Annotated in this window: 25 protein-coding genes; 15 read left to right on the top strand and 10 right to left on the bottom strand. The window is 63.4% G+C overall.

Annotated elements, in window-relative coordinates:
* Nucleotides 1–57: 57 nt before the first annotated feature.
* The 10 genes from FJQ89_RS01665 (at nucleotide 58) to FJQ89_RS01620 (ending at nucleotide 9676) form a co-directional block, all read left to right on the top strand.
* Nucleotides 58–1236 carry a flagellar hook protein FlgE gene (locus tag FJQ89_RS01665; protein WP_141168777.1) on the top strand — a complete coding sequence of 393 codons (1179 nt, stop codon included), beginning with the start codon at nucleotides 58–60 and terminating at the stop codon, nucleotides 1234–1236.
* 26 nt (nucleotides 1237–1262) lie between these two features.
* On the top strand, nucleotides 1263–1991 hold the full coding sequence (gene flgF / locus FJQ89_RS01660; RefSeq protein WP_141168776.1) for a flagellar basal-body rod protein FlgF: 729 nt from the start codon (nucleotides 1263–1265) through the stop codon (nucleotides 1989–1991).
* 42 nt (nucleotides 1992–2033) lie between these two features.
* The gene (gene flgG / locus FJQ89_RS01655) at nucleotides 2034–2822 is read left to right on the top strand and encodes a flagellar basal-body rod protein FlgG (protein WP_167389655.1); all 789 of its coding nucleotides are present in this window, start codon (nucleotides 2034–2036) and stop codon (nucleotides 2820–2822) included.
* Nucleotides 2822–3496: a flagellar basal body L-ring protein FlgH gene (flgH, locus tag FJQ89_RS01650; RefSeq protein WP_243136352.1), complete on the top strand. Its 675-nt coding sequence runs from the start codon at nucleotides 2822–2824 to the stop codon at nucleotides 3494–3496. The genes flgG and flgH overlap by 1 nt, the downstream gene beginning before the upstream one ends.
* Nucleotides 3497–3505: 9 nt before the next feature.
* Entirely contained in the window at nucleotides 3506–4618 is a 1113-nt protein-coding gene (locus tag FJQ89_RS01645; RefSeq protein WP_141168775.1) for a flagellar basal body P-ring protein FlgI, read from the top strand.
* Nucleotides 4618–5010, top strand: coding sequence for a flagellar biosynthesis protein FlgJ (locus FJQ89_RS01640; protein WP_423245184.1), 393 nt, complete (start codon nucleotides 4618–4620; stop codon nucleotides 5008–5010). The genes FJQ89_RS01645 and FJQ89_RS01640 overlap by 1 nt, the downstream gene beginning before the upstream one ends.
* A gap of 81 nt (nucleotides 5011–5091) precedes the next feature.
* A complete protein-coding gene (gene flgK, locus FJQ89_RS01635) occupies nucleotides 5092–6462 on the top strand; it encodes a flagellar hook-associated protein FlgK (protein ID WP_141168774.1) in 1371 nt (456 codons plus the stop codon).
* Between the two features lie 10 nt (nucleotides 6463–6472).
* Nucleotides 6473–7384 carry a flagellar hook-associated protein FlgL gene (flgL, locus tag FJQ89_RS01630; protein WP_141168773.1) on the top strand — a complete coding sequence of 304 codons (912 nt, stop codon included), beginning with the start codon at nucleotides 6473–6475 and terminating at the stop codon, nucleotides 7382–7384.
* Nucleotides 7385–7389: 5 nt separating this feature from the next.
* Nucleotides 7390–8433 carry a hypothetical protein gene (locus tag FJQ89_RS01625; RefSeq protein ID WP_243136350.1) on the top strand — a complete coding sequence of 348 codons (1044 nt, stop codon included), beginning with the start codon at nucleotides 7390–7392 and terminating at the stop codon, nucleotides 8431–8433.
* Between the two features lie 142 nt (nucleotides 8434–8575).
* Nucleotides 8576–9676 (top strand): glycosyltransferase family 9 protein, encoded by a 1101-nt coding sequence (locus tag FJQ89_RS01620; protein WP_141168772.1) that lies wholly within the window; start codon nucleotides 8576–8578, stop codon nucleotides 9674–9676.
* Here FJQ89_RS01620 and FJQ89_RS01615 read toward each other — a convergent pair.
* On the bottom strand, nucleotides 9661–11826 hold the full coding sequence (locus FJQ89_RS01615; protein ID WP_243136349.1) for a putative bifunctional diguanylate cyclase/phosphodiesterase: 2166 nt from the start codon (nucleotides 11824–11826) through the stop codon (nucleotides 9661–9663). The genes FJQ89_RS01620 and FJQ89_RS01615 overlap by 16 nt on opposite strands.
* Before the next feature lie 117 nt (nucleotides 11827–11943).
* Nucleotides 11944–12396: a hypothetical protein gene (locus FJQ89_RS01610; protein ID WP_141168771.1), complete on the bottom strand. Its 453-nt coding sequence runs from the start codon at nucleotides 12394–12396 to the stop codon at nucleotides 11944–11946.
* A gap of 194 nt (nucleotides 12397–12590) precedes the next feature.
* Here FJQ89_RS01610 and FJQ89_RS01605 point away from each other — a divergent pair, with 194 nt between their 5' ends.
* Nucleotides 12591–13058 (top strand): PACE efflux transporter, encoded by a 468-nt coding sequence (locus FJQ89_RS01605; protein ID WP_141168770.1) that lies wholly within the window; start codon nucleotides 12591–12593, stop codon nucleotides 13056–13058.
* Here the strand turns inward: FJQ89_RS01605 and FJQ89_RS01600 are convergent.
* From FJQ89_RS01600 to FJQ89_RS01590, 3 genes are all read right to left on the bottom strand, one after another.
* On the bottom strand, nucleotides 13034–13915 hold the full coding sequence (locus FJQ89_RS01600) for a LysR family transcriptional regulator (RefSeq protein WP_141168769.1): 882 nt from the start codon (nucleotides 13913–13915) through the stop codon (nucleotides 13034–13036). The genes FJQ89_RS01605 and FJQ89_RS01600 overlap by 25 nt on opposite strands.
* Nucleotides 13916–14036: 121 nt before the next feature.
* Nucleotides 14037–14786, bottom strand: a complete 750-nt coding sequence (locus FJQ89_RS01595) for a YcbK family protein (RefSeq protein ID WP_423245183.1) — start codon at nucleotides 14784–14786, stop codon at nucleotides 14037–14039.
* Between the two features lie 90 nt (nucleotides 14787–14876).
* The gene (locus FJQ89_RS01590) at nucleotides 14877–15722 is read right to left on the bottom strand and encodes an EAL domain-containing protein (protein WP_141168768.1); all 846 of its coding nucleotides are present in this window, start codon (nucleotides 15720–15722) and stop codon (nucleotides 14877–14879) included.
* Between the two features lie 255 nt (nucleotides 15723–15977).
* Between FJQ89_RS01590 and FJQ89_RS01585 the strand changes: the two genes are divergently transcribed.
* Nucleotides 15978–16790 (top strand): class II glutamine amidotransferase, encoded by an 813-nt coding sequence (locus FJQ89_RS01585; protein WP_141168767.1) that lies wholly within the window; start codon nucleotides 15978–15980, stop codon nucleotides 16788–16790.
* Between the two features lie 66 nt (nucleotides 16791–16856).
* Here the strand turns inward: FJQ89_RS01585 and FJQ89_RS01580 are convergent, their stop codons facing one another.
* Nucleotides 16857–17387, bottom strand: coding sequence for a GNAT family N-acetyltransferase (locus tag FJQ89_RS01580; protein ID WP_141168766.1), 531 nt, complete (start codon nucleotides 17385–17387; stop codon nucleotides 16857–16859).
* A 302-nt stretch (nucleotides 17388–17689) separates the two neighbouring features.
* Here FJQ89_RS01580 and FJQ89_RS01575 point away from each other — a divergent pair, with 302 nt between their 5' ends.
* Nucleotides 17690–18745 (top strand): sulfate ABC transporter substrate-binding protein, encoded by a 1056-nt coding sequence (locus FJQ89_RS01575; RefSeq protein WP_141168765.1) that lies wholly within the window; start codon nucleotides 17690–17692, stop codon nucleotides 18743–18745.
* Between the two features lie 37 nt (nucleotides 18746–18782).
* On the opposite strand, the gene FJQ89_RS01570 is transcribed toward FJQ89_RS01575, so the two are convergent.
* Entirely contained in the window at nucleotides 18783–19964 is a 1182-nt protein-coding gene (locus FJQ89_RS01570) for a LuxR family transcriptional regulator (protein ID WP_141168764.1), read from the bottom strand.
* A gap of 236 nt (nucleotides 19965–20200) precedes the next feature.
* Between FJQ89_RS01570 and FJQ89_RS01565 the strand changes: the two genes are divergently transcribed.
* Nucleotides 20201–20419 (top strand): TOBE domain-containing protein, encoded by a 219-nt coding sequence (locus FJQ89_RS01565; protein WP_034757699.1) that lies wholly within the window; start codon nucleotides 20201–20203, stop codon nucleotides 20417–20419.
* 66 nt (nucleotides 20420–20485) lie between these two features.
* On the opposite strand, the gene FJQ89_RS01560 is transcribed toward FJQ89_RS01565, so the two are convergent.
* Both FJQ89_RS01560 and FJQ89_RS01555 read right to left on the bottom strand, forming a co-directional pair.
* Entirely contained in the window at nucleotides 20486–21235 is a 750-nt protein-coding gene (locus FJQ89_RS01560) for a LytR/AlgR family response regulator transcription factor (RefSeq protein ID WP_099759595.1), read from the bottom strand.
* Entirely contained in the window at nucleotides 21232–22482 is a 1251-nt protein-coding gene (locus tag FJQ89_RS01555; RefSeq protein WP_141168763.1) for a sensor histidine kinase, read from the bottom strand. The genes FJQ89_RS01560 and FJQ89_RS01555 overlap by 4 nt, the downstream gene beginning before the upstream one ends.
* Before the next feature lie 417 nt (nucleotides 22483–22899).
* Between FJQ89_RS01555 and FJQ89_RS01550 the strand changes: the two genes are divergently transcribed.
* Complete coding sequence (locus FJQ89_RS01550; protein WP_071077862.1) at nucleotides 22900–23778, top strand: serine hydrolase; 879 nt, start codon at nucleotides 22900–22902, stop codon at nucleotides 23776–23778.
* Here FJQ89_RS01550 and FJQ89_RS01545 read toward each other — a convergent pair whose 3' ends face one another.
* Nucleotides 23779–24711, bottom strand: a complete 933-nt coding sequence (locus tag FJQ89_RS01545; RefSeq protein ID WP_141168762.1) for a DMT family transporter — start codon at nucleotides 24709–24711, stop codon at nucleotides 23779–23781.
* Nucleotides 24712–24761: the final 50 nt, after the last annotated feature.

Here is a 24761-nt window from a genome sequence, read left to right as displayed (position 1 = left end):
CCGCTCGCCTCTTCGTTTCCTGAACACTAATCTCGTCCTTCACTAAAGGAAGTCAACATGAGTTTCGACATCGCCCTGTCCGGCATCCAGTCCATCAACCAACAGTTGAACAGCACCAGTAACAATATCGCCAACGCCGGCACCTACGGCTTCAAGAGCAGCCGCGCCAACTTTTCGGCCATGTACGCCGGTTCGCGCGCCACGGGCACGGAAATCGGCTCGCTGACGCAAAGCATGTCGCTCAACGGCGGCGTGCTGAACACGGGCCGCGCGCTCGACGCGGCCATTGACGGCCGCGGCTACTTCGTCTCGCGCGACGCGCAAAACACCATGAGCTACAGCCGCGTCGGCATCTTTTCGGCCAGCAATGAAGGCAAGCTGATCGATGCGAACGGCCGCCTGGTGCAGGGCTATGCCGCCGTCAAGGACAGCACCGCCCTGGGCACCATGGGCGACATGCTGATTCCAACGGGCCAGATTCCCGCCGTGGCGTCGACCAAGCTGGCGTATGCCGCCAACATGTCGTCCGAATGGCCTATCAAGGCCGTGGCCTTCGACAAGACCAACGAACTGAGCTACAACAGCGGCAAGTCCTCGATCCTCTACGATTCGCTGGGCGCCAAGCACTCGCTGGGCCAGTACTTCGTCAAGACGGCGGCGGGCGTGGACGTGCATTACACCTTCGATAACGCCGATGTAACGCCGGTGACGAAGATGACCTTCGACACCTCCGGCAAGCTGGTGACGGGCACGTCAGCCACGCCGGTGCTGCCGACGCCGCCTGGCGCGGCACCGATGTCGGTCGCCATCGACTACGCGGGCACGACCCAGTTCGCCGGCGAATCGACCACCTCGACCGACCGCGCCGACGGCTATGCCTCGGGCACCTACACGGGCGTGGAACTGGCCACTGACGGCTCCGTCGTGGCGAAATACACGAACGGCCAGAAGCAAAGCATCGGCGTGATCGCCCTGGCCACCTTCCCCGACGAAGGCGCCTTGACGGCCGTCAACGATACCAGCTGGGTTGCCTCGACCACGTCCGGCACCGCCATGTATGACCGTCCGGGCGTCGGCATGGCCGGCAAACTGGTGACGAGCTCGCTGGAACAGTCGAACGTCGACATCACCTCCGAACTGGTGGGTCTGATGACGTCGCAGCGCAATTACCAGGCGAACTCGAAGGTCATCTCGACCGAGAACGCCATGCTGCAATCGCTGATGCAAGCGCTGTAATCCACGATACGCAAAGGTAAAGAGCAATGGATGCGCTGATTTATACCGCCATGAGCGGGGCCGACCGTGCCCTGCGGGCACAGCAGGTACACGCCAACAACCTGGCCAATATCGAGACGGGCGGCTTTCGCGCCAACCTGGAAGTGTCCACTGCACAGCCGCTGCAAAACGGCTATGGCTACGACGACCGCCACATGACGCAGACACAGTCGAGCGCCGTCGGCACGCGCACGGGCGCCATCAAGGAAACGGGACGCGATCTCGACGTGGCCGTCACGGGCAACGGTTTTCTCGCGGTACAGTGGCAAAACGGCGAAGCCTACACGCGCGCCGGCGCCATGGACCTCGATGAAACGGGCGCGCTGACCCTGAACGGCCGGCCCGTGCTGGGCGAAGGCGGTCCCATCACGATTCCCGAGCACACCAGCCTGTCGATCGGCGCCGATGGCACGATCTCCATTCAGGTGCCGGGTACCGCGCAGATGCAGACCGTCGACAAGCTCAAGCTGGTCAATGCCGAAGCGGGCGAGCTGACCAAGAACGAGGCTGGCCTGATCGTGGCGCGCAGCGGCGAAGACCTGCAAGCCGATCCGACGGTGCGCCTGCGCGACCGCCACCTGGAAGGCAGCAACGTCTCGGCCGTCGAGGAAATGGTCGCCACCATGAGCCTGAACCGCAGTTTCGAGATGCAAATGAAAGTATTCAAGGCCAGCGATTCCATGACGGAATCGGGCAACCGCCTGCTCGCTACCTAAGCGTACCGGGCTCAACGCGACGAAATATTCAAGGAGCAAACCATGAATCCAGCAATGTGGATCAGCAAGACCGGCGTGCAGGCGCAAGATGCAAAACTGCAAGCCATCGCGAATAACCTGGCCAACGTCAACACGGTCGGCTTCAAGCGCGACCGCGTCGTCTTCGAAGACCTGTTTTATCAGGTCGAGCAGCAGCCAGGCACGCAGCGCGCCGACAATACCCTTTCGCCATCGGGCGTACAGCTGGGTAACGGTACCCATATGGTGGGCACGCAAAAGGTGTTTACCACCGGCAGCCTGCAAACGACCAGCCGCGAATTTGACGTCGCCATCACCGGCAACGGCTTTTTGCAAGTACTGCGCCCGAACGGCGAAGCGGCCTACACGCGCGCTGGCCAGCTGGGCATCAATGAAAACGGCGTGATGGTCAACGCCCAGGGCTTGCCGCTGGTGCCGCAGATCACCGTGCCGAACAATGCCACGGCGATCACCATCGGCGAAAACGGCATGGTCACGGCCACCGTGCCGGGCAATGTCAACGGCACCCAGCTGGGCCAGCTGAACCTCTCCAGCTTCATCAATCCGACGGGCTTGCTGGCACTCGGTGAAAACCTGTTCCAGGAAACGGCATCGAGCGGCACGCCGACGGAAGGCCGTCCCGGCGAAGGCGCACTGGGCAAGCTGAAGCAGTTTGCGCTGGAAGGCTCGAACGTGCAGGTGGTCGAAGAGATGGTCGACATGATCGCGGCCCAGCGCACCTATGAAATGAACACCAAGGTGCTGTCGGCCGCCGACAATATGCTGCAATACCTGGCGCAAGCGGCACGCTGATGACAGTCGCCATGAAAGCCACGGCGGCCCTGCTGCTGGTGTTGATGGCCGGTTGCGCCAGCCAGCCAGCCGCGCCGGTGGCCCCCAGCTTTTCCGATACGCCGCTGCCCGTGGCGCCGCGCAGCGTGGCGCGCGGCGGCGTGGGCGGCGGCGTGTTCAATCCCGATGCGGGCCTGGACCTGATCTCGGACAGCCGCGCCTTCCGCGTCGGCGACGTCGTCACGGTAGCCCTGCAGGAAACCACGCAGGCCAGCAAGAAGGCCGGCACCTCGTTCAACAAGGGCTCGTCCGTCGGCGTGAAGGCGGCCAACCTCCTCGGCAAGACCTTGCCGAAGACGGGCATCGACCTGTCGGCCGACCGCAACTTCGCCGGCGACTCGACCAGCACGCAGCAAAATGCCTTGTCCGGCGCCATCACCGTGATCGTGCAGGAAGTGCTGCCGAACGGCTTGCTGCGCGTGCAGGGCGAGAAAACGCTGACCCTGAACCAGGGCGAGGAATTCGTGCGCCTGCGCGGCTACCTGCGCGCGGCCGACATCGATTCGAACAACCAGGTATCGTCCTTGCGCATCGCCAATGCACAGATCGCCTATTCCGGCCAGGGCACCCTGGCCGAAGCCAATACACCGGGCTGGCTGACGCGCTTCTTCGTCGGCCCATGGATGCCGTTTTAAGGTAAGCTCATGAAATTTCGTTCCGCCCTGCCCCTGGCAGCCATGCTGGCCGTGCTCTCCGGCCTTGCCCTGCCCGCCAGCGCCGCGCAAGTGCTGCGCAACCTGGTCAGCATCGAGGGCGTGCGCGACAACCCGCTGATCGGCTACGGCCTCGTCGTCGGCCTGAACGGCAGCGGCGACACCACCCAGGTGAAGTTCTCCAGCCAGTCCGTGGTCAACATGCTCAAGCAGTTCGGCGTGAAGATGCCGGACGGCGCCGAAGCGAAAAGCAAGAACGTCGCCACCGTCATGGTCAGCGCCGTATTTCCTCCAGGATACCGCCGTGGCCAGGCCATCGACGTCACCGTCTCCTCGCTGGGCGATGCGAAAAGCTTGCGCGGCGGCACCTTGCTGCTGACGCAACTGCGCGCGGCCGACAATGAAACGTATGCGCTGGCGCAAGGCAACGTGGTCGTTGGCGGCTTGAACGCCACCGGCAAGAGCGGCTCGTCCGTCACCGTCAACACGCCCACCTCGGGCCGCATTCCCAACGGCGCCAACATCGAGCGCGAGATTCTCAGCGATTTTTCCACCAAGCCTTCCGTCACCCTGAATTTGCGCCACCCGCATTTCGAGACCGCCATCAATATCGTCGAAGCCGTGAACCGCCGCTTCGGCGCCGTCGCCACCACGCGCGACGGCACCAGTGTGGACGTGCTGGCGCCGGAAAACCCGACCCAGCGCGTGGCGTTCATGGCCAAACTGGAAGCGCTGACCGTCGATGTGGGCGTCGACACGCCGAAAGTGGTCTTCAATTCGCGCACCGGCACCGTGGTCATCGCAGAAGGCTTGCGCGTGAAGGCGGCCGCCGTCACGCACGGCTCGCTGAAAGTGGTCATTTCCGAAAGTTCCAACGTCAGCCAGCCGGCACCGTTCGGCCGCGGCCAGACCACCGTCACGCCGCAGTCGAAGGTCTCCGTCGACCAGGGCAATGGCAATATGTTCAAATGGCCGGCCGGTGCCAAGCTGCAATCGATCATCGACGTGGTCAACAGCCTGGGCGCCTCACCCGATGACATCATGGCAATCTTGCAAGCCCTTGACCAGGCCGGGGCCATCGAAGGCGAACTGGTGGTAATTTGATGATCAATATTAACGACAGCGGCAGCGCCCTGCCCTCGGCGCTCGATGACAAAACCCCCGCCGCGGCCACGCCGGCCGATCCCCGCTATGCGGCCAAGGCCACCGAGGCGGCCGTCAAGTTCGAAGCATTCTTCATCTCGCACATGCTGCGCCAGATGCGTTCGGGCACGCGCGAGATGGCGGGCGAGGACAGCGTCTTCAAGGACCCCATCAACAGCGACATGCTGGAAATGGCCGACAACCTGGTGGCCGACAAGATGGCCGGCCAGCGTGCCTTCGGCATCGCCGACGCCATCCTGCGCCAGCTGCTGCCGGCGGCCAGCGCCCCCGTTTCGGCCAAAAGCACTGTCAAGACCGACAATATTGCAGCGCCGCTTAATAAATCTGTCTGAAACGTCGCCTGTACAAGGTAATAACGATTCACTGCCTGCCCACCCGCACGCGCCACACTCTTCACGAAAGAAAATTGCCCAATGAGCATCATCAGCAATGCATTGTCAGGCAGCATCGCCGCCCAGGCCGCACTGAATGCGGCCAGCCAGAACATCGCCAACCTGCAAACGGCGGGCTATACCCGCCAGGGCGTGCTGCTGTCCTCGCTTGGCGCCGGCGTGGGCGTGCGCTCGGCCGGCAATGGCGTGGAAGTGTCGGCCCTGCTGCGCTTTGCCGATGCTTATAAAAGCCAGCAAATGTGGCGCGCCGCGTCCGACCAGGGCGCCCGTGCGCAGACCCAGCCTTACCTGACGCAGCTCGAGCGCGTGATGGGTGACGACGCCTCCAGCATCAGCAACGGTATCGACGGTTTCTTCAAGTCCCTGAACGCGGCCGCCGTCGACCCGACGTCGACGCCGCTGCGCCAGCAGATCGTCACCTCCGCCGACGCCATGGCGCAACGCTTCAACAGCATCAGCACCGTCATGGGCAACCAGCTGCTGTCGGTGCAGCAGCAACGGTCGGCGATCGTGCCGCAAGCCAATACCACCCTGGCCAACATCGCCGTGCTGAACCAGCGCATCAGCACCTCCGCCGCCTCGGGCACGAATGTGTCATCGCTGATGGATGCGCGCGACCAGCTGATCGATGGCCTGGCCGCGCAAATGGGCATCGACGTGCTTGACCAGCCGGACGGCTCGCGCAATATCGCACTGAAATCGGGCCAGCCGCTGGTCATCGGCAGCCTGGCCGCTACCCTCAGCAGCAACATGACGAGCACGGGCGACCAAACCCTGACCCTCGATTTCGCCAAATCGTCGTACAACCTCGATCCGGTCGCCATCGGCGGCCAGATGGGCGGCCTGGGCGACTTCGAACAAAATACCCTGAAACCGCTGCAGCAGTCGCTGCAAGACATGGCCACCCAGCTAACCAGCAAGGTCAACACGCAGCTGGCCCTGGGCACGACCATGGCCCCGCCTCCCGGCAATAACGGCACCGCCCTGCTGGTCTACGCAAATGGCAAGCTGGGCATTACTCCCGGCTTCAACGCGAAGGACCTGGCCCTGTCGCTGACGGGCGCCGCTGGCGATAGCGGCAACTTGCAGAAATTAATCGACATCAAGAATCAACCGATCAGCGTCAGCTGGGTGGGGAATGTCCTGATGAGCGATGCCGACACCCAGCTGGTCGGCAAGCTGGGCATCTACAGTCAGCAGAACCAGGCCCTGCTGAAGACATCCAATACCGTGCGCGCGCAAGCCGTCGACGACTGGAAATCCACCAGCGGCGTGAACAAGGACGAGGAAGCGATGAACCTGGTCGAATTCCAGAATATGTACCAGGCAAACATGAAAGTCATTTCCGTGGCGAATACCTTGTTTGATGCCACTTTGCAAATGATGGGTTAAGGAGAAGAGCATGCGTGTCGCCAGCAGCCAGTACCAAACGCTGATTAATATTTCTCTTCAGCAAAATCAGGAACGCATCAATTACCTGACCCAGCAGATGTCCTCGGGCTTGCGCATCCAGCTGCCATCGGACGATCCGATCGGCAATGTGCGCATTTCGCGCCTGACGCGCGAGCAAGCCATGGTGACCCAGTACCAGGACAATATCGCGACGGTGAAAGTGCGCCTGCTGAAAAACGAAAACTACCTGTCTAGCATGGTCACCGACATGGGCCAGGCGCGCGACCTGCTGGTATGGGCCGCGGACGGAAGCAATGCGCCGGACGACCTGAAGGCGATGACGCAATCGCTGATCGCCATGCGCGACAGTGTACTGTACACGGCCAACCTGAAGGACCAGGAAGGCCGCTACATGTTTTCCGGCACCGCTACAGACCAGCCCGCAATCAAATTCGATCCGCTGGCAACTGCCGGTTCGCGCTACACCTACATCGGCAATACCGACACGCAGACCGTGGTGGTGGGCAATGGCGTGACGCAGACGGCCAACGTTGATGTGGACAAGCTGCAAGTATGGCTGAACAAGATCGACCAGGTCATCGACACCCTGGGCAAGCCCGGCCTCAGCACCAGCGATCCGGCCGTACGCGGCGCGGTCGTCGCCGCGCTCGATGGCACCGATGATGGCATGGAATTGCTTTCAGGCAAAATCGCCATCTTCGGCGGCGCGCAAAACATCCTCTCCACGCTGTCCGGCAATCTGAGCAACGTCTCGCTGTCGAACGACATGGCCTTGTCAGATCTGAAGAAGACCGACATGGGCGCGGCAGCCATTGACCTGAACGGCTACCAGACGGCGCTGCAGGCCACGTACAAAGCCTATGCCAAGGTGGGTACCATTTCCCTGTTCGATCTTCTCTGACCATCATGCAAATCGTTCAGACCTCCTCCTCTTCCGGCGTCAATGCCAAAGGCGCCGGCACAGCCCGCGTCGTCGATGACGCGTCCGCTACCATCAATGGCAGCACCAGCACGCGCAGCGAGGCGCCGGCGGCGAGGAGTTCGACGGCAAGCCTGAAGCACGGCCTGAACAACTGGGATCACCAGCTGCAGGGAGAAATTTCCAACGCGCAGCAAACGCTCGATTACCTGGAACGCAGCAGCAGCCAGCTGCAGGCGCTGAAAAGCGAGCTGGCGGCCAAACTGGCCGCGCGCCAGGGCCGTGAGGGGCAAGTGGAAGCGCGCGTGCGCCAGTTCGGCAATACCTGGCGCCAGCGCGCCAGCGCCTCGGCCGGCTCGCTCGACGCGCAGCTCGGCTATACCAGCCCGCAGTCGGCACAGCAGCAGTTCAGTATCCGCGGCCTGACCATGGCCAGCCTGAAGGAAGGTCCGCAGGAAGTGCTGGCGTTTTCCGTCGGCGGCGCGAACCAGGCCTTGCGCTCGGTGAATATCGAACCGGGCCTGAGCGAGAGCGAAATCGTGTCCCGCTTCGACCGCGCACTCATGCCGTCAGGCATCGGCGTCAAGCTGGGCGAGAATGGCGAGCTGGTATTCAGCACGTCGGAAGCGGCCTGGGCCAACGTGCGCGACAGCCTGTCCGTGCGCGGCAGCGGCATCCGCTACCCGACCGGCCAGATGAGCCGCGTGCGCACGGATGCGGAACCGGCCGCTATCGCCCCGGAAGAATGGCATACCGACGACGTGGAAGCCTTGCGCGCCACCTTGCAGAAAGTGGTGCAGGCGCTGGCACAGTTGCAGGCGGCGCGCAGCTCCGTCAGCCTGGCGCTGGCGCAAGCGACGGGACGCGTGGCCAAGGCGCAGCCGGTGCAGGCCAGCGTCAGCATGGATACCCTGGCGGAAAATTTCACGCAAAAGGCCAGCCAGCCCGGCTATGAATCGCTGCTGGCGATCAGCTCGGCATTGGTCGGCATCAGCCGCGAACGAGTGGTCGCCCTGCTGGGTTTGCGCTGATCGCGGACGCCCTGCGCTGGCGCAGGGCCTGGCCAATTCATCATCTCCCCTAGCTTCGGGCGGTGGAAATCCGTAAGATGCTGCTTGCGTGCCGGCATGTTGTTTGGAGCGCCAGCACCTGTCATCCACATCCGGAGTCCCCTTGATAAAAACCGCCGCCCGGCTGATCAGTTACGCCCTGCTGGGCAAATCCGACAAGCAGCCCCTCGATATCGCCAAGGTGCGCAAGGTATTAATCTTGCGCAACGACAAGATCGGCGACATGATCGTCACCACGCCATTGCTGCGCGAACTGAAGAAAAACTACCCGCACTGGCAAATCGACGTGGCCGCCAGCAGCGCCAACCGCGCCGTGCTCGCCGACAATCCGCATGTCAACGAAATCATCATCTGGGACAAGCAGCCGCTGCTGCGCGACTTGCGCACCACCATCGCCGACCTGCGCCGGCGCCGCTATGACGTCATCTTCAATCCGTACAACCGTTTCTCGATTCCCTTGCTGTTACGCATCAAATGGCTGGGCGCGCGCTATCTGACGGGCTTCGCCATTCCCAAGTACGGCAGCTCGACGGCCAAACTGGGCATGTTCGACTACACGGTGCCGTGCGACCGCAGCCGCCACATCCTGCATAGTTTCTTCGCCGCGTTCGGGCAATTTGGCTTGCGCGATATCGACATGTGCTACGAACTGTTCGGCGTGGACGCGCACGCGGCACAGGTCGACACCGCCTGCGACACCCTGCTGCAGACCCATGAAGGCTTGTTTTGCCTCAATTTCCAGGGCAGCAATGCGCAACGCACGGTCAGCGTGGCCGATGCCCAGCACTGCTGCGCGGCTCTGGCGGCGCGCTACCCGCGCCATGCGCTGCTGGTGATCGCCGCACCGGGCACGGAGGCGCGCGCGGCCGAAATCGTGCACGGCGCCGGCCATGCCAACGTGATGGCCGCGCCGCCCACCGGCCACATCCTGGAGCTGGCGGCCCTGATACGGCGCTGCGAACTGGTGCTCTCGCCCGACACCTCGGTGATCCACCTGGCGTCCGTGTACGACAAGAAAATCGTCGGCTACTATATCCGCACCGACAACTACCGCTGGTTTTATCCCGCCAGCCGCCACTACCGCGTCATCGTGGCGCCCGGCCTGACCCTGGAAGCGGTCAGCACGGACGCTACCCTGGGTGCCGTCGACGAGCTGATGGCCGGCGATACGCCGCTGCAAGCCACCGCTCAAGCAGCGGGCTGAGCGGTCAAGAGGGCCGCGAACTGTCCCGCCGGTAACGCGCGGGAAAAGAAATATCCCTGCGCATAATCGCAGCCGGCGGCGCGCAGCAAATCGCGCTGCGACGCCGTTTCCACGCCTTCGGCCACGACTTTCAGCCCCAGCCGCTGCGCCAGCGCAATGAGCGCCTCGCACAGGCCCAATCCGGCATCGTCACGCCCCAACTCGGCGACCAGGGAACGGCCGATCTTGAGCATGTCGATATCGGCCGTTTTCAGGCACGCGAGCGATACCTGGCCGCTGCCGAAATCGTCGAGCGCCAGCGCCAGGCCCATGGCACGGAACTGGCGCAGCCGGTCGACCACCTGGCACGCCTCGTCGAGCAGCACCGCTTCCCTTGTTTCGATGACGATGGCGCCCGGCGCCAGGCCCTGGCGCGCCAGGTGCCCGCCCCAGTCCTGGTACAGCGCGGCGTCGCAACGAAATTCCACGGCCGACTTGTTGATGCTGATCTGGAACGCGGCGCCATGCTCGTCTTGCCACTGCCGTGCCTGGCGCACCACCTGGCGAAACACCCACTCGCCGATATCGATGATCAGACCGTTCGCCTCGGCAAAGGCGATGAAATCGGCGGGCAGCAGCAGGCCGCGCAGCGGATGGCGCCAGCGCAGCAGCGCCTCGGCCCGCTCGACGACGCCATCGCACAGGCGGATGATGGGCTGGTAATGCACTTCGAACTGGTCCTGCGCCAGCGCCAGGCGCATCTCGCGCACCGTGTTGCGGCGCACTTCGGCGGCCTGCTGCACGGCCGGCGTGAAATAGCTGTAGCCGTTGCGCCCCGCGCTCTTGGCCGCATACATCGCCTGGTCGGCATGCCGCAGCAAGCTGTCCGGCGCCTCGCCGTCAGCCGGATACAGCGCCACGCCCACGCTGGCCGACACGTGCGCCGTATCGCCGTCGAGCAAGAAAGGCAGAGCCAGCGCGCCCGTCAACTCCTGCAGCACGCGCTCGATGCCGCCCAGCTGCCTCACGCCGGCCAGGATGACGGTGAATTCATCGCCGCCCAGGCGCGCTACCGTATCGGTGGCGCGCACGCGTTCGCTGATGCGCCGTGCCGCCTGGCGCAGCAGCATGTCGCCCTTCTCGTGGCCCAGGCGGTCATTCACCTGCTTGAAGTGGTCGAGGTCAATGAACAGCAGGGCCAGGCAAGCGCCTTCGCGCCCGGCATGGCACGCCTCGTGCTGCAGCCGGTCGAGAAACATGTGGCGGTTCGGCAAGCCCGTCAACTGATCGAAATTGGCTTGCCGCCAGATGCGCTCGGACGCCGCGCGCTGCGCCGTGATGTCGCTGACCAGCGCCAGCGCACCCAAGTAGGTGCCGCCGGAGTCGAAGATAGGGTTAGTGGCCAGGGTTGCCCACAAGGTGCTGCCGTCACGCCGCAGGAACTTGAACTCATGGCGTTCAGCAATGCCATCCTGGCGCCGCGCAATGTTGCGCTCCAGGATGGCGCGTCCCTCGTCATCCATGAAGGCCGCCAGCGGCTGGCCCAGCATCTCCTCGATCTGGCAGCTCAGCATGTGCGCCATCTTCGGATTGACAAAGCTGGTCAGCGCCTGCGCATCGATTTCCCAGATGCCCTCCTCGGCACTGTGCACGATGCGCCGGAAGCGCTCTTCGCTGCGCTCAAGCGCCGCCAGCTTGCCCTCGGCCTGCTCCAGCACCAGGCGCAGCGCCTGGCCGTTCGGATCGGCGCTGCCCAGCAGGCTGACGGGCAAGCCGGCCGCGCGCGCGCCGGGACGGGACCGCAACGGCAGCTGGATGCGCTCGGGCTCGCTGCTATTGAGCACGCGCTGCACGAACTGCTCGTAATCGTGACGGAACGCCTCGTGGATATAGGAACGGAACAGCACGTGGCCGGGCCGTTCCCGCGGCAGGCCGAGCAATTCGGCCGCCACCAGGTTCATCTGCACGATGACGCCATCGAGACCCAGCACGAAATAAGCGACGGGCGCCAGCAGGTATAAATCGTTGAAATACGCTTGTTCGCGCTCAGCCTTCACCCGTTCCGGGCTGAAAACGCCATCGTCGAGCAGGGGCGCGGCATGCTGCGGCACGCCGTCGTGGCAGCGCGGGGAGGAATCCGGAGCAGGTACCGCTTGCGGTGGTGTGTCCATGGCTGTCCTTTGCACCGCCGCCCAAGCAAACAGGCAGGTGCAGTAGCGAGACTAGCATGCACCACGCGCAGTGTCGAGCGCTGCCTGCCGCAGATAGCGTTTCTGCCACAAGCCCCCTCAGCGGCCCATACTGCGCCGGCGCAAGCCGAAATCATGGCCCACCACCAGCAAGGTGCTGGCCACCAGGCTCGATAGCCCCACGATCAGCTGGATCAGCTTGTCGTCAGGCAAGATCCACAGTGACGAATCCGGCGCCTCGCAGCCCGTCGCAGCACTGATGAGGGGCGCGACCCAGGCCGCGTCCGGCGTCACGTCGAGTATGACGGCGCCGTCGGCGCTGGTCTGCATATAGATATCGCCCCCTTCGGCGAGGGTAAAGCAGATGCCCACGCCCGTTTCCGTGGCGCGGATATTGTCCTGCATGCTGCGGTTATGCTCCTCGATCCATACTTCCACATCATACGGCGTTTCCAGGTGCTGCCACGGAACGGGGCGAAAACGGGGACGCTCGTCCGGGCTGGCCGCCGTGTCGGGAATGTCGGGGATGTTGCTGTCTGCTGCGCCTTGCATGCTCGTTGACCTTTTCTGCGGTGATGTTCTGCGGTGATGCGCGGGAGCGGTTGCCCACCAGCCGCCATTATCCACCGTTCATGGCCAGCATGGTATTGCTGGCGCGCATTCATCAGAAAAACTGACAGCTATCAACTTTTAACATCAGCATACCTGACTTAAAATACGCGCCATCTCTTCTTTACAGGCTTTACATGCAAGGCATCAAACGCAAAATCGTCTACATCACCGCCTTTGAAATCATCGGCATGGCCATTTCCACGGCCTGGCTGACCCTGCTTTCGGGCGAGTCGCCCACCAGCACGGGCCCGCTGGCGATCATGATCACGACCATCGCCGTGATCTGGAACCTGCTCTACAACACGGCCTTCGAATACTGGGAAATCCGCCAGGTGTCGCGCACGCGCACCGTCTGGCGCCGCATCCTGCACGCGATCGGCTTCCAGATCACGCTGGTGATTTACCTGATCCCGCTGATCGCCTGGTGGCTCAACATCAGCCTGTGGCAAGCCTTCGTGCTGGACTTCGCGCTGATGCTGATCATCCCGTGCTACAGCTTCATCTTCAACTACTTCTTCGACGGCCTGTTCGGCGTGCCGCTGTCGGCGCAGCAGCCCAAGGAAGAGCCCGGCAACGTTCAGGCTGCGTCGTTGAGCAACTGAAGAAAGGACCGCGCCGCCATGCCCAGCGGCCGGTCCCTCATCCACACCAGGTGGATGGGCACGACCAGGCCATTGCCCGTATTCTTGAACGCCACGCGGCGCACCCGCCCCGCCGCCAGGGAATGGGCGATGGCCGAGGCGGCAAAATTGCCCCACCCCAGTCCCGCCTCCACCATCGCCAGCGCCATCGGCAAGCTGTCCGTGCGCCAGTAAGACAAGCCCACCACGGGGCGCGCATCGGCCAGGTCGAGTTCGCGGCTGGCCACGATGATCTGGCGCAAATTCACCAATTCCTCGATATACAGGGGCCGGCCCGCCACGTCGGGCGGATGCTGGGTGGAGATAATCGCCAGCAAGGCGTCACTGCCCACCAGCTGGAACTGTTCCTCGTGATTGATGCGCCCGCCAGCGAAGGCCATGCAGGCACTGATGCGGCCCCGGTGCAGCATGTCGAGCACATCGTCCTGCGGCGCTGTCAGCACCTCGATGTCGAGCAGCGGATGGCGCTGCGACAGCGCGCGCACGGCGGCCAGAAAAGGCGTATGGTCGAGCTCGGCCGCGATGCCCAGCGAAATGCGGCTTTCCAGACCCTGCGACAATTCCTGCACGTGCAAGTGCAACTGTTTCAGCTGTTCAGCGATCAGGCGCGCATGCGGCAGCAGCGCCAGCGCGGCCGGCGTGGGCACGGCTTCGCGCGCACCCCGGTCAAACAGGGCGATGCCCAGTTCCGCCTCGATGTTGGCCATCGCCATGCTGACGGCGGACGGCGCCCGCCGCAAGGCACGCGCGGCTGACGAAAACGAACCGCCGTCGACGACGGCCAGGAACAGTTCGATGTTATGGCTGGAGAGTTTCATGGTCTGGAAAAGGATGGCACTTTTTGACGCGCCGGCGCTCAAATCGGCAAAGACCGAAGTCAACGTGCCTCATCCACTACCCTACCGCGGCGTTGATATGGCGCCGGCCCGGCGTGGGCATTTAGCCCTTCCAGACGCGCTGCAATCCCGTATCCGCATGAATCCAGCCGCCACGCGGACCGGAGCGGTAATAGAAGCCCACGCCGCCCTGCTTGAAGCTGCGCACCAGCGAACCGAGCACTTCCGCGTTCAGATTCGCCACGCGGATGTCGGCGGCGCGGCCCGAGATGTGCAGCGACTGGCGCGCGGCCGGCACGCCCGCTTCGCGCAGGCGGCTGTTCGACTCGGCCGTGCGGTAGCCCGACAGGATCTCCAGCGGCTGCTCGATGCCGTAGCGGGCCACGAACGCTTGCGTACCCCACAGGGTTTCCAGCAGTTTCGGGTCGATGGGCGCCGTCTTCTTGCCGTTCACGTCGCGCAGCAAGTGGCACAGCTCCTGGTAGGCCGAATCGATGACTTCGCCATCTTTCCAGTACAGCAATTTCGCCTTTTCATTGCTGGCCGGGCGCACCACTTCCAGGGTGCGCGGCTTGAGCCAGAATTCCAGGTCCAGCGCCTGCGCATCGAAGATGTCCGGAGGCGGTTCCATTTCCGTGATGGCCTGGCCCGACTGCGAAGTGATCGAACGGTCGACGCTGGCCAGTTGCGTCGGCTGGGGCGGCACGCCCGTGCGCGGTGCGCGTGGCTTGGCGCTGGCCGAAGCCGAGGCGGGAGCGGCCGTGCGCGAAGCGCAGCCGATGAGAGGAGTAGCTACCAGGCCCAGCGCGGCCAGGCCCATACCGTGATGTAGAAAATTTCTGCGCGATGCCATAGTCAGTCCAATTTAACGATGGGAATACTATAGCGTATTGTGCTGCGAAGAAAAACCCTCAATGCCTATCGTGTCGCCCTCATTTCAGCATCAGGCGCCCTGGGCGGCCGCCGCGCTGGCCGCCACGTCGCGGTTTGCCTGCGCCAGCGCCGTCAACGGCTTATCCAATAAATAGCCCTGGGCCACGATGGGCAAGCCCGTGATGGTAGCGACGCGCTGCAGCGCGGCCAGCGCCGCCGGCGTGTCGAGGCGTTTAAAAATAACGCGGATTTTCGCCGCATGGCACACGGTGACGAAGCTGGCAACGGCTTGCTCGTCGCTGAGGTTGCCCGCGTCAAGCTTGAACGCATGCGGGTGCAGACGCTCCAGCATGCCTGTGGCCTCCTGCACGCTGGCCACGTTGATGGCCAGGCGGAAACCGTTGCGTCGGTAATTGTCGGCCACGTAGTTGAGCAGCCAACCCTGGTTCGGCGTCACCGTCGGCAATTGCAGCACGATGCGCTCGATGGGCAAGCCCAGCGCGTCGAGGATGCGCTGGAAGGCGTGGCCGTGATTGCTGCTGACGGCGCTCAGCAGGCGGTCATGCACGTTCAGGTACAGGTCGGACTGCTCCGCTTCGCCCTGGCGAAAGAAATTGATGGCGTGCAGCATGCGGCACAGCCGGTCCAGCTCGACGGATTCGTCGTCGCTGGCCGCGTGATCGAGCAAACGCCACAGCGACAAGCCCTCGTCCGCCTTCGACACGCTGCGCGCCAGGCCCTCGAACGCCACCAGCTTGCCGCTGTCCAGTTCGCGCAGCGGCTGGAAGGCGCTGGTCATGGTGCAATTGAAAAAGCGCCCCAGCGCCCTGCCCTCCCCGTCGAGCCAGACGCTGGTGCCGGCCTGGGTTTGATGCGACAAACGGGCCAGGTAATTTTTCAGGACGGGAAATGCCATACGTGCTCCTTCATCGGGCTGCGCCGGCATCCCGCATGGGGAAGACGACGCCAAAGTGTGCAGAGTAAGGCGGCGCCAAGCAAAGGAGAACGAATGGTTTCGCCATTTGATATGCAGCCAGCACATAAGGGATGCGACAGCCAGCGCATAAGGGATGCGACAGCCAGCGCATAACGATAGTCGGAAACATTCCTTCCAGCACCCTGCCCCGGCCTTTACTGTGAGCGTGTACCGAGACCATCAGGAAGGGCCGCCATGTGCCAGTTACTCGCAATGAACAGCAGCAAGCCGGCCGCGCTGGGATTTTCCTTTGCCGGTTTTGCCGAACGGGGCGGCCGCACGGACGAGCACCGCGACGGCTGGGGCATCGCCTATCATTCCAGTCGCGGCTGTACCTTGCTGACGGACCACCTGGCGGCCATCGATTCACCGCTGGCCGCCACCGTGCAGCAGCATCCCGTGAAGGCGAAAAACATCGTCGCGCACATCCGCAAGGCCACGCATGGCCGCATCGCACCGGAAAACACCCACCCGTTCGCCCGCGAACTGTGGGGCAAGACCTGGTCCTTCGCCCACAATGGCGACTTGAAAACCTGGCGCCCGCCCGCCAATGCCTACTACCGCGCCAGCGGCGACACGGACAGCGAACAGGCCTTCTGCCACCTGCTGGCCCGCTTGCGCACGCAGTTTCCCGCAGGTGAACCGGCGCGCGCGGCCTTGCGCGCCGCCATCGGCGAGGTGGCGCGTGAGCTTGCCGCGCACGGCAGCTTCAATTTCATCCTGTCGGACGGCGACCTGCTGTTTGCCCACTGTTCCACGCATTTGCACTACGTGATACGCGAATACCCGTTTTCCGTGGCGCAACTGATCGACTGCGAGCGCAGCATCGACTTTCGCCAGCACAACCACCTGGACGACCGCATCGCCGTCATCGCCACGCATCCGCTGACGCAAAACGAAGATTGGCTGGCGTTCGCGCCCGGCGAACTGAAACTGTTTGCCGGCGGCACCTTGCTGCCAGCAAACGATAGCGCGCCGCAAGACGTGTATATCCAGATCAGTTACTGAAGGGAAATATTCAAAGTGAGGGAAAGGCCCGCCGCCGGATGGGCGGGCTGAAGTGCAGGATAGCCGTCAGGCCGAATTGCAGTTGCAAAAGCGCTTGCGCTTGGGGTCGCCGCTAGCGATCCCTGCGGGGTCAATCTGTTTCCAGCAGAAAATCGTTTCCACGCCATACGGCGAACGCACATTGCCCGCCTCAAGATACCCCTGCCTGACGAAAAAGGCCTGGCTGCTGGCCGTGCTGTGCAATTGCAGGGCCTTGATGCCCCACTCGCGCGCCTGCGCTTCCAGTTGTTCCACCAAGGCCTTGCCGCCGCCCTTGCCTTGCGCCTCGGGCAGCAGGTAGCACAGGGCCAGCTTGCCGGCACGCGTCAGCAAGCCGACGCCGACGACGGCGCCCTGCTCGACTGCGACCAGCGAAAAATTGGTAGGCGACGCAAACCAGCACGCCACCATCTGCGGTGTTTTATTGCCCAGCCAGGCTTCCAGGATGGCAGGATCGCCCCGATGATCGAGGCTGCAGCATTCGACGATGGAGCGTCGTAATACGTTGCACGCCTCGAAAGCGTCGGTCGATGTTGCAATACGAATTTCAAGACTCATGTACGCTCACAAAATATTCCAGTTGCCGATGCAGACGGTTTTACCCCTGTATCGCGCCATTCGACTATACACCAAGCGGCGCGATCGGGTTTTTTCGCGCCACGCCACAGGATGGTTTTGCCTATGACGCAATGGCTGCAGACTAAGTGCTGATGCGCATCTTGCCCACGAATGTTTCCAGAAATCGATATCTGTTTTTTAGCGCAAACGGGAATCGAATCTAAGCATATTACGAAAAATTCGTTTCTTTTCCGGCCGGAATTTTAGACTATGACTGTCTATTCTCACAACAAGAGTTCAACATGACCCATTCCAACGCCGTATCGACTGCCGCAGCGACATTCACCCGACGCTCGCGCCGCTGGTTCCTGGCCAGCGCCCTGGCCGCTTCTGCCGCCGCCATGAGCCTGCCCATGAGCGTGTCCGCCGCCGAACCCGTGGTCTTGCTGAACGCTTCGTACGACGTGATGCGCGAATTGTTCAAGGATGTGAATCCCGCGTTTATTGCTGATTGGAAAGCCAAAACGGGCGAAACCATCACCATCAAGCAGTCGCACGGCGGCTCGAGCAAACAGGCGCGCTCCGTCGCCGATGGCCTGGAAGCGTCCGTCGTGACCATGAACCAGGCGAATGACATCGATATCCTCGTCGATCGCGGCCTGGTGGTGGCCGACTGGGCCAAGAAATTCCCGAACAATGCGGCGCCGTTCTACTCCACCATGGTGTACCTGGTGCGCAAAGGCAACCCGAAACACATCAAGGATTGGGACGACCTGGCCAAGCCCGGCATCAAGGTCATCGTGCCGAACCCGAAAACCTCGGGCAACGGCCGCTACACGTATCTGGCAGCCTGGGGTTATGCCGTGAAAAAAGGCGGCAGCGAAGCGCAGGCGCGCGAACTGGTGACCAAGCTGTTCAAGAACGTGCCCGTGCTCGACGGCGGCGGCCGCGGCGCCACCACCACGTTTACCCAGCGTGAAATCGGCGACGTGCTGGTGACGTTCGAAAATGAAGTGCAACTGGTGCGCGCCGAATTCGGCGACAACTTCGAAGTGGTGTATCCAAGCATCTCCATCCTGGCCGAGTCGCCGGTGGCCGTCGTCGACAAGGTGGTCGACCGCCGCGGCGTGCGCAAGGAAGCCACGGCCTACCTGCAATACCTGTACTCGGAAGCGGGACAGGAACTGGTCGCCAAGCACTACCTGCGCCCCCGTTCGGCGGCAGTGGCGAAGAAATACGCGGCCAGCTTCAAGCCGATCAGCCTGTTTACCATCGATGATGTGTTTGGCGGCTGGAAACAGGCGCAAAAGAAACATTTTGACGACGGTGGCGAGTTCGACAAGATTTATCAGAAGTAATCATTCTCATCGACAACCGGGGCTTGCCCCGGTTTTTTTATGGCGGCGTGCCGGCGCCCCACTCCATGGCGCTGAACAGGCTGGCGATCTCGCTGCTGCGGCGCGTGCCCGTCTTGGCCAGGATGGCCTGGATCTGGCTGCGTACGGTACTGATGCGCACGCCGTGGCGCCGCGCATAGTCGGTCGGTTCGACGCCATCGGCCAGCGCCTGCGCCAGCGCCCATTGCGCCGCCGTCAGGCCGCACGGGCGTTCCGCGGCCAGCGGCCACGGCCGCGCCGCCGTGCGGAACAGGGGCCGCAGCACCAGCATCGCCAGGCGCGCGGCATCGCCGCACGCGCCCATCCCCGCCGGAATGGGCAAGGGCAGGATGCCGATTTCCAGCGCGGGCCGGCCCGCGCCATCGGCCAGGTACAGGGGCGCGGGGCTGGCGCAGGCCTGGCCCGCGCACACCTGGCGCACGCGCTGGGCCAGCCGCTGCTGCAGCGGGCTGGCGCGCAAGCCCACGCTGCCGCCACGCAGCACGATGGTGGCCGTGGCCGCCACCAGGGCTGGCACCAGCGGCGGGCCGCACAGCAGGCACTGCGCGGCGCGATTCATGAAAACCAGTTGCAGGCATGCATCAACCAGCAAGATGGCACGCGGCAACTCGTCGAGCGCCGCCCAGGCCAGCGCGCCGTGCACCTGGGCCTGCTGCGCCGTGTCGCGCAGGCGGAACACATTCGGCAAGTGGTCGAGCACGCGCTGCAATTGCAGCCGCGTGCGCTTATCGTAGCGCCCTTGCCCCGCCGTCCGGTGCGCCGACAGGATGGTCAGGCCGCTGCCGTCGCTGAGGGTGCCGCTGCAGGAATAGCGCAGGCCCGCGCGCAGATAAAAGTCCTGGAAGTATTCGCTGCGGGCCACGGCCCGCTCGCCGATGTAGTCCTGCATCAGATACATGCGGCCGGGTGCGCCACGCACCAGCACCGTATAGCCGGGGTCGATCGCATGGTAGTAGCGGCGGTAGCCCGCTTCCCAGGCCTGCTCGTCCAGGCCACTGATATGCGCGCGCGACGGCGCCAGGCCCGCCTCGGCCTTCAGAAAACAGCAGGCGACGTCACCGCCCGCCAGCCGCGCGAACGCGCTCAGGGCGGCATCCCACTGCCCAGGCTCCAGTGCCGCCCGGTAAAAAGCGGCAATGACTGGATCGGCGCCGTCATTTTCCATCGTCGGTACGATCACAAAAACACGTCCTGCAGATAACATCCATGCGCACGCGCAAGGGCACACAGCAACGCCATGCCACTAAGACAGCGGCCCTGGCCACAAGTTCCGCGCCCCGCCACGGCAAGTGCCGTGCCGGCATGGCCCGCTTTCCGCATAACCATATGCGCATCGATTCGTGGTCAAACGCGGGCGCGCGCCGTACTCTGGCCATGTCGCGCCGCACGGCGTTTTACGGGCACAAAGGAAATATCATGGCTATCTCGGAAGTGAATGTACGCAACCAGTTTCGTGGCAAGATCAAGGAAATCATCTTTGGCCCCGTGGTCTCGGAAGTGGACGTGGAAACGCCGCACGGCATCGTCACCTCGGTGATCACCTCGCGCTCGATCAAGGACCTGGACTTGAAAGTGGGCAGCGAAGTCATCGCCCTGGTGAAATCGACGGAAGTATCGATCGCCAAGATCCAGTAAGCGTCGCCCACCCACTGACGCCGCGCCCCTTGCCATCCGGCAGCGGCGCGGCGTTTGCATTGCAGGCTAATCGCGAAACAGATACGTAAACGTGCGGCTGACGGGCAGCTTTTCCGTGCTGCCACGCACCAGTACCTGCATGCGCTCGGCGTCGATGCGTTCGGCCGCCTCGATGGCTTTCACGTTGACCATGGTGCCGCGGTGGATTTGCCAGAACTGTTCCGGATCGAGCCCGCCCAGCAAATCCTTCAGCGGCGTGCGCACCAGCGCTTCCGAGCCGGCCAGCACCACGCGCGTGTATTTGGTGTCGGCCTGGAAGAACAGCACGTCGTCGATGTCGATCAGGCGGATCTGCTTGCCCACGCTGGCCTTGATCCATTTCAACTTGTCGCGCGGCGGCGCCGGCAAGGCGGCGCGCAGCGACTGCAATAAATTGGCCATGTCGGCCGGCTGCGCACCGAGCTTGTCGCGCAGCCGGGCCAGCGCCCGCTGCAGCCGCTCGGCCTGCACGGGTTTCAACAGATAATCGACGGCGCCCGCGTCGAAGGCATCGACGGCGTACTGGTCGTAGGCCGTGACGAACACCACGTGGGCGCGCTTGCCGATGCGCTCGGCCACTTCCAGGCCCGACAGGCCAGGCATGCGGATGTCGAGGAAGACCACGTCCGGCTCGTGCTCAAGGAAACCGTCCCAGGCGTCGTTGCCGTTTTCCGCCACCAGCACGACTTGCGCCTCGGGCCAGGCTTGCGCCAGCAGCATTTGCAGGCGCTCGCGCATCAGGGGTTCGTCTTCGGCGATCAGGATGGAAGTGTTCATGCGGCGGGTTCCTTCAGGCTGGATGCAATGTTAATGGACAACACTATTTCAGCGATCACGCCGCCTTCTTCGCCATCGCGCAGGCTCAGGCTGGCAGACGGATCGGACAGCAACAGCCGGCTGCGCACGTTTTCCAGGCCCAGGCCGCCTCCGGGTACGCTGCCCGCACCGCTTGCCGGCAAGCCCATGCCCGTATCCTGCACGCGCAGGCACAGCATGCCGCCCACCCGCAGCGCCGAGAGGCGGATCTCGCCACCGCGCAACGATGGTTCAATACCGTGCTTGATGGCATTTTCCGCCAGGGTCAGCAAGATCATGCTGGGTATCGTCGCGTGCGCAAACTCGGCCGGCAAGTCCAGCACATAGCGCAGGCGCGAGCCCATGCGCGCCTGCATCACGCGCAAATACGCGGCCACCATGTCGAACTCGCTTTGCAAGGGCACTTGCTCGCTGCGCATCTCCGCCAGGCTGGCGCGCAGGAAGGCGATCAGGTCGGCCGTCAGCGCCGCTGCCCTGGGCGCGCCCTGCTCGGCCAGCTGCTGCACGGCGCCCAGGGTATTGAACAGGAAATGTGGCTCGATCTGCGCGCGCAGCAGGCGCAGCTGAGATTCGCTCAGTTCGCGCGCCAGTCGGTCGCGCTCGGCATCCTGCTGCAGCTGCACCGTCAGCGCTTCGTACTGGCGGTTGCGCCAGCTGGTCACGATCGCCAGCGGCACCATGTAAAACAAACCGGCCACCAGCAAGGCGATGCCGCCCACGCGCAGCAAGCGCTCGAAGGCCATGCCCATGGAACCGGTATCGCTCCAACCGGCCAGCAGCACGCCAGCCGCTACCCCTGCCGCGCAGGTCGAAACGATCAGCAAGAGTCTCTTGAACTTGTTGCGCACGGAACTGCGGTAATTGAACCAGACGCCCACCAGACCCCACGCCAGCGCAAAACCCAGGCCGTTGCTGAAAGCCAGGGCCTTCAGCAATTCGAATCTGGCCGGCAGCAGCAGGTGCAGGGCGAGGCCGATGGCGCTGAACAGCAGCATCAGCTTGAACGCGGCAATATAGAAACCGGCGCCGCGGTACTTGAGCAGGAAATCATGCAATTGCTGACGCTCTATCGGCGTCAGCTTGACCAGCTTCATGGCGACGTAGCGGCGCACTCTACCCTGGACCTGCTCCGCCAGCTCGGGATGTTTCAGCACACGCAGCGTTTCTTCGTCGATGCTGCGGTACCAGTCCGTATATTTTTTTAACACGATGCGTTCTCCGTGGTCCGTGATTCAGGCATGAACGCAGTCTACGGCGCCCCTGTTGCAGGGCATAGCGCGGGGCGACGAAGCACGAAGGGGCAGGCATCAACGACGAAGCGCGCGGCGCCTGCCGGACCATGGCTGCCAATATTGCTGAAATAATACGAAGTTTCCAGGACGAAATCAATAATTGCCCAACAATTTTCACTACGGCAAGAATAGCCCCATTTATTTGCCAAATTGGCCGCAACGCCGCCTGTTGCGGGCTTGTACCGTAGACATCGCTTGATCTTTAATGGTATTGTTTAAGCTTGGCAAATATTGCCTCCGAGATACACGCCGCGTCCCCGCGCGGCCCCGTTCCGGATTTGCGCGCAGCGCCCTTGATGGCGCCCCAAAACTGCTTTCCCACATACAAATCCCATGCTCAAAAAAATGTTCGCCGCGGTGCTGATGACGCTTTCGACAGCGGCCATCGCCGTGCCCTTCGGTTCCCAGTCGATCCTGGTAGTCGAAGACGGCACAGGCAAAATCTTGCTTGAAAAAAATTCCAACGTAGTGGTGCCCATCGCCTCGCTGACCAAGCTCATGACTGCCATGGTCGTGCTCGACTCCAAGGCGAATATGCAGGAAGAGATCAGCATCGACCGCGAGGATGTCGACACCTTGAAACACAGCACCTCGCGCGTGCCCGTGGGCGCTACCCTGAGCCGCCACGACGTGCTGCAGCTGGCGCTGATGTCGTCCGACAACCGCGCCGCCGCCTCGCTGGCGCGCACCTTCCCCGGCGGCCCGACGGCGTTCGCCGTGGCCGTCAACGCCAAGATCAAGGCCCTGGGCATGCGCCAGACCGTCATCGAAGAGCCGACAGGCTTGTCGCCGAACAACCAGTCAACGGCAGCGGACCTCGTCAAGATGGCCGTGGCCGCCTCGCGCTACCCGGAAATCAGCCGCATCACCACCGATTCGAAGGACGTCATCCAGATCAAGGGCCGCGACGTGGAATACCACAACACGAACCGCCTGGTGGGTGCCAAGGGCTGGGATATCGGCCTGTCGAAGACCGGTTACACGAATGAAGCGGGGCGTTGCCTGATCATGCGCATCAAGTCGGCCGGCAAGTTTGCCACCATGATCCTGCTCAACGCACGCGCCAACTCCGTGCGCGCCATGGACGCCGTCAACATCCGCCGCATGCTGGCGGCCGAGAACGGCATCGAAGAGCCGAAGGTGATGCGCGCCTCCGTCAGCCGGCATAAAAAAGCGCCGGCGAAACCGAGCAAGCGCCGCCGCGCCAAGTAACTATTTCGCTTGCCGGTTGGTCATGATGACGCCGGCTATCGTCACCGCGCCGCCCACCAGCATCGAGGCGAGCACGGGCTCGCCCAGCAGCACCGCCGCCAGCACGATGCCGAACACGGGCACGAGGTTGTTGAACACGGCCGTGCGCGACGGTCCCAGCGCTTTGACGCCCTCGTAATACCAGACAAAGCCGATCACCGTGCCGAACACGCCCAGGTAGCCGATGGCTGCCCACACTTGCCAGCCAAAGCTGTGCCATGGCACCGTCGGGAACTCCACCACCGCCCCCACCAGCAAAAAGGCCAGGCCCCACATCGCGGCATATGTGGTGGCGGCGATCGGGCTCAGGCCCTTCAGCGCGACCCTGCCGATCAGGGTATAGGCGGCCCAGCTGGAAATGCCGCAAAACATGAATACTTCGCCCATGCCGATGCCGCCGCCCGTGCCGTGCAGCACGCCGGAGAGATCGCCGCGCGTGATGACGATGGCCGTGCCGCAAAACGCCAGCATGATACCCAGCCACTTGAAGGAACCGAGCCGTTCGCGGAACAGCATGGCCGAGGCCAATGCCGTGACGATGGGGTTCAGGGCCACGAACAGGGCCGTGCGGCCGGCCGGCATGCGCGACAGGGCCGCCAGGAAGCACAGGTTATATAAAAAGATGCCCGTCAGGCCCAGCGCCGCCGTCGTCATCAGCTGCTTGCGGTCCAGGCGCGGCAAGCCGCCTTCCAGTTTCCACGCCAGCACGACAAGCAGCAGCACGGCCACGCCAAAGCGCCCGCTGGCGGCCGTCATCGGTGGCATCTGCTGCGCCAGCACGCGTCCCGCGATAAAGGTACCGCCCCAGAACAGGGCGACGAAAATCAGCTTGATGTAGACGAGCGGCGACTGCACGGCGAGCAGCGGCGAAGGAGGTGCGGCGGTAGTAGGCATGGAAAGTCCGGTGATGCCGCTTGCGCGGCGGGTAGTGTCCATATATATTA

Source organism: Janthinobacterium tructae (assembly GCF_006517255.1).
Taxonomy (GTDB): Bacteria; Pseudomonadota; Gammaproteobacteria; order Burkholderiales; family Burkholderiaceae_D; genus Janthinobacterium; species Janthinobacterium tructae.
The sequence above is the reverse complement of the archived record's forward strand: the minus strand, read 5'-3'. Positions and strand labels throughout refer to the sequence as shown.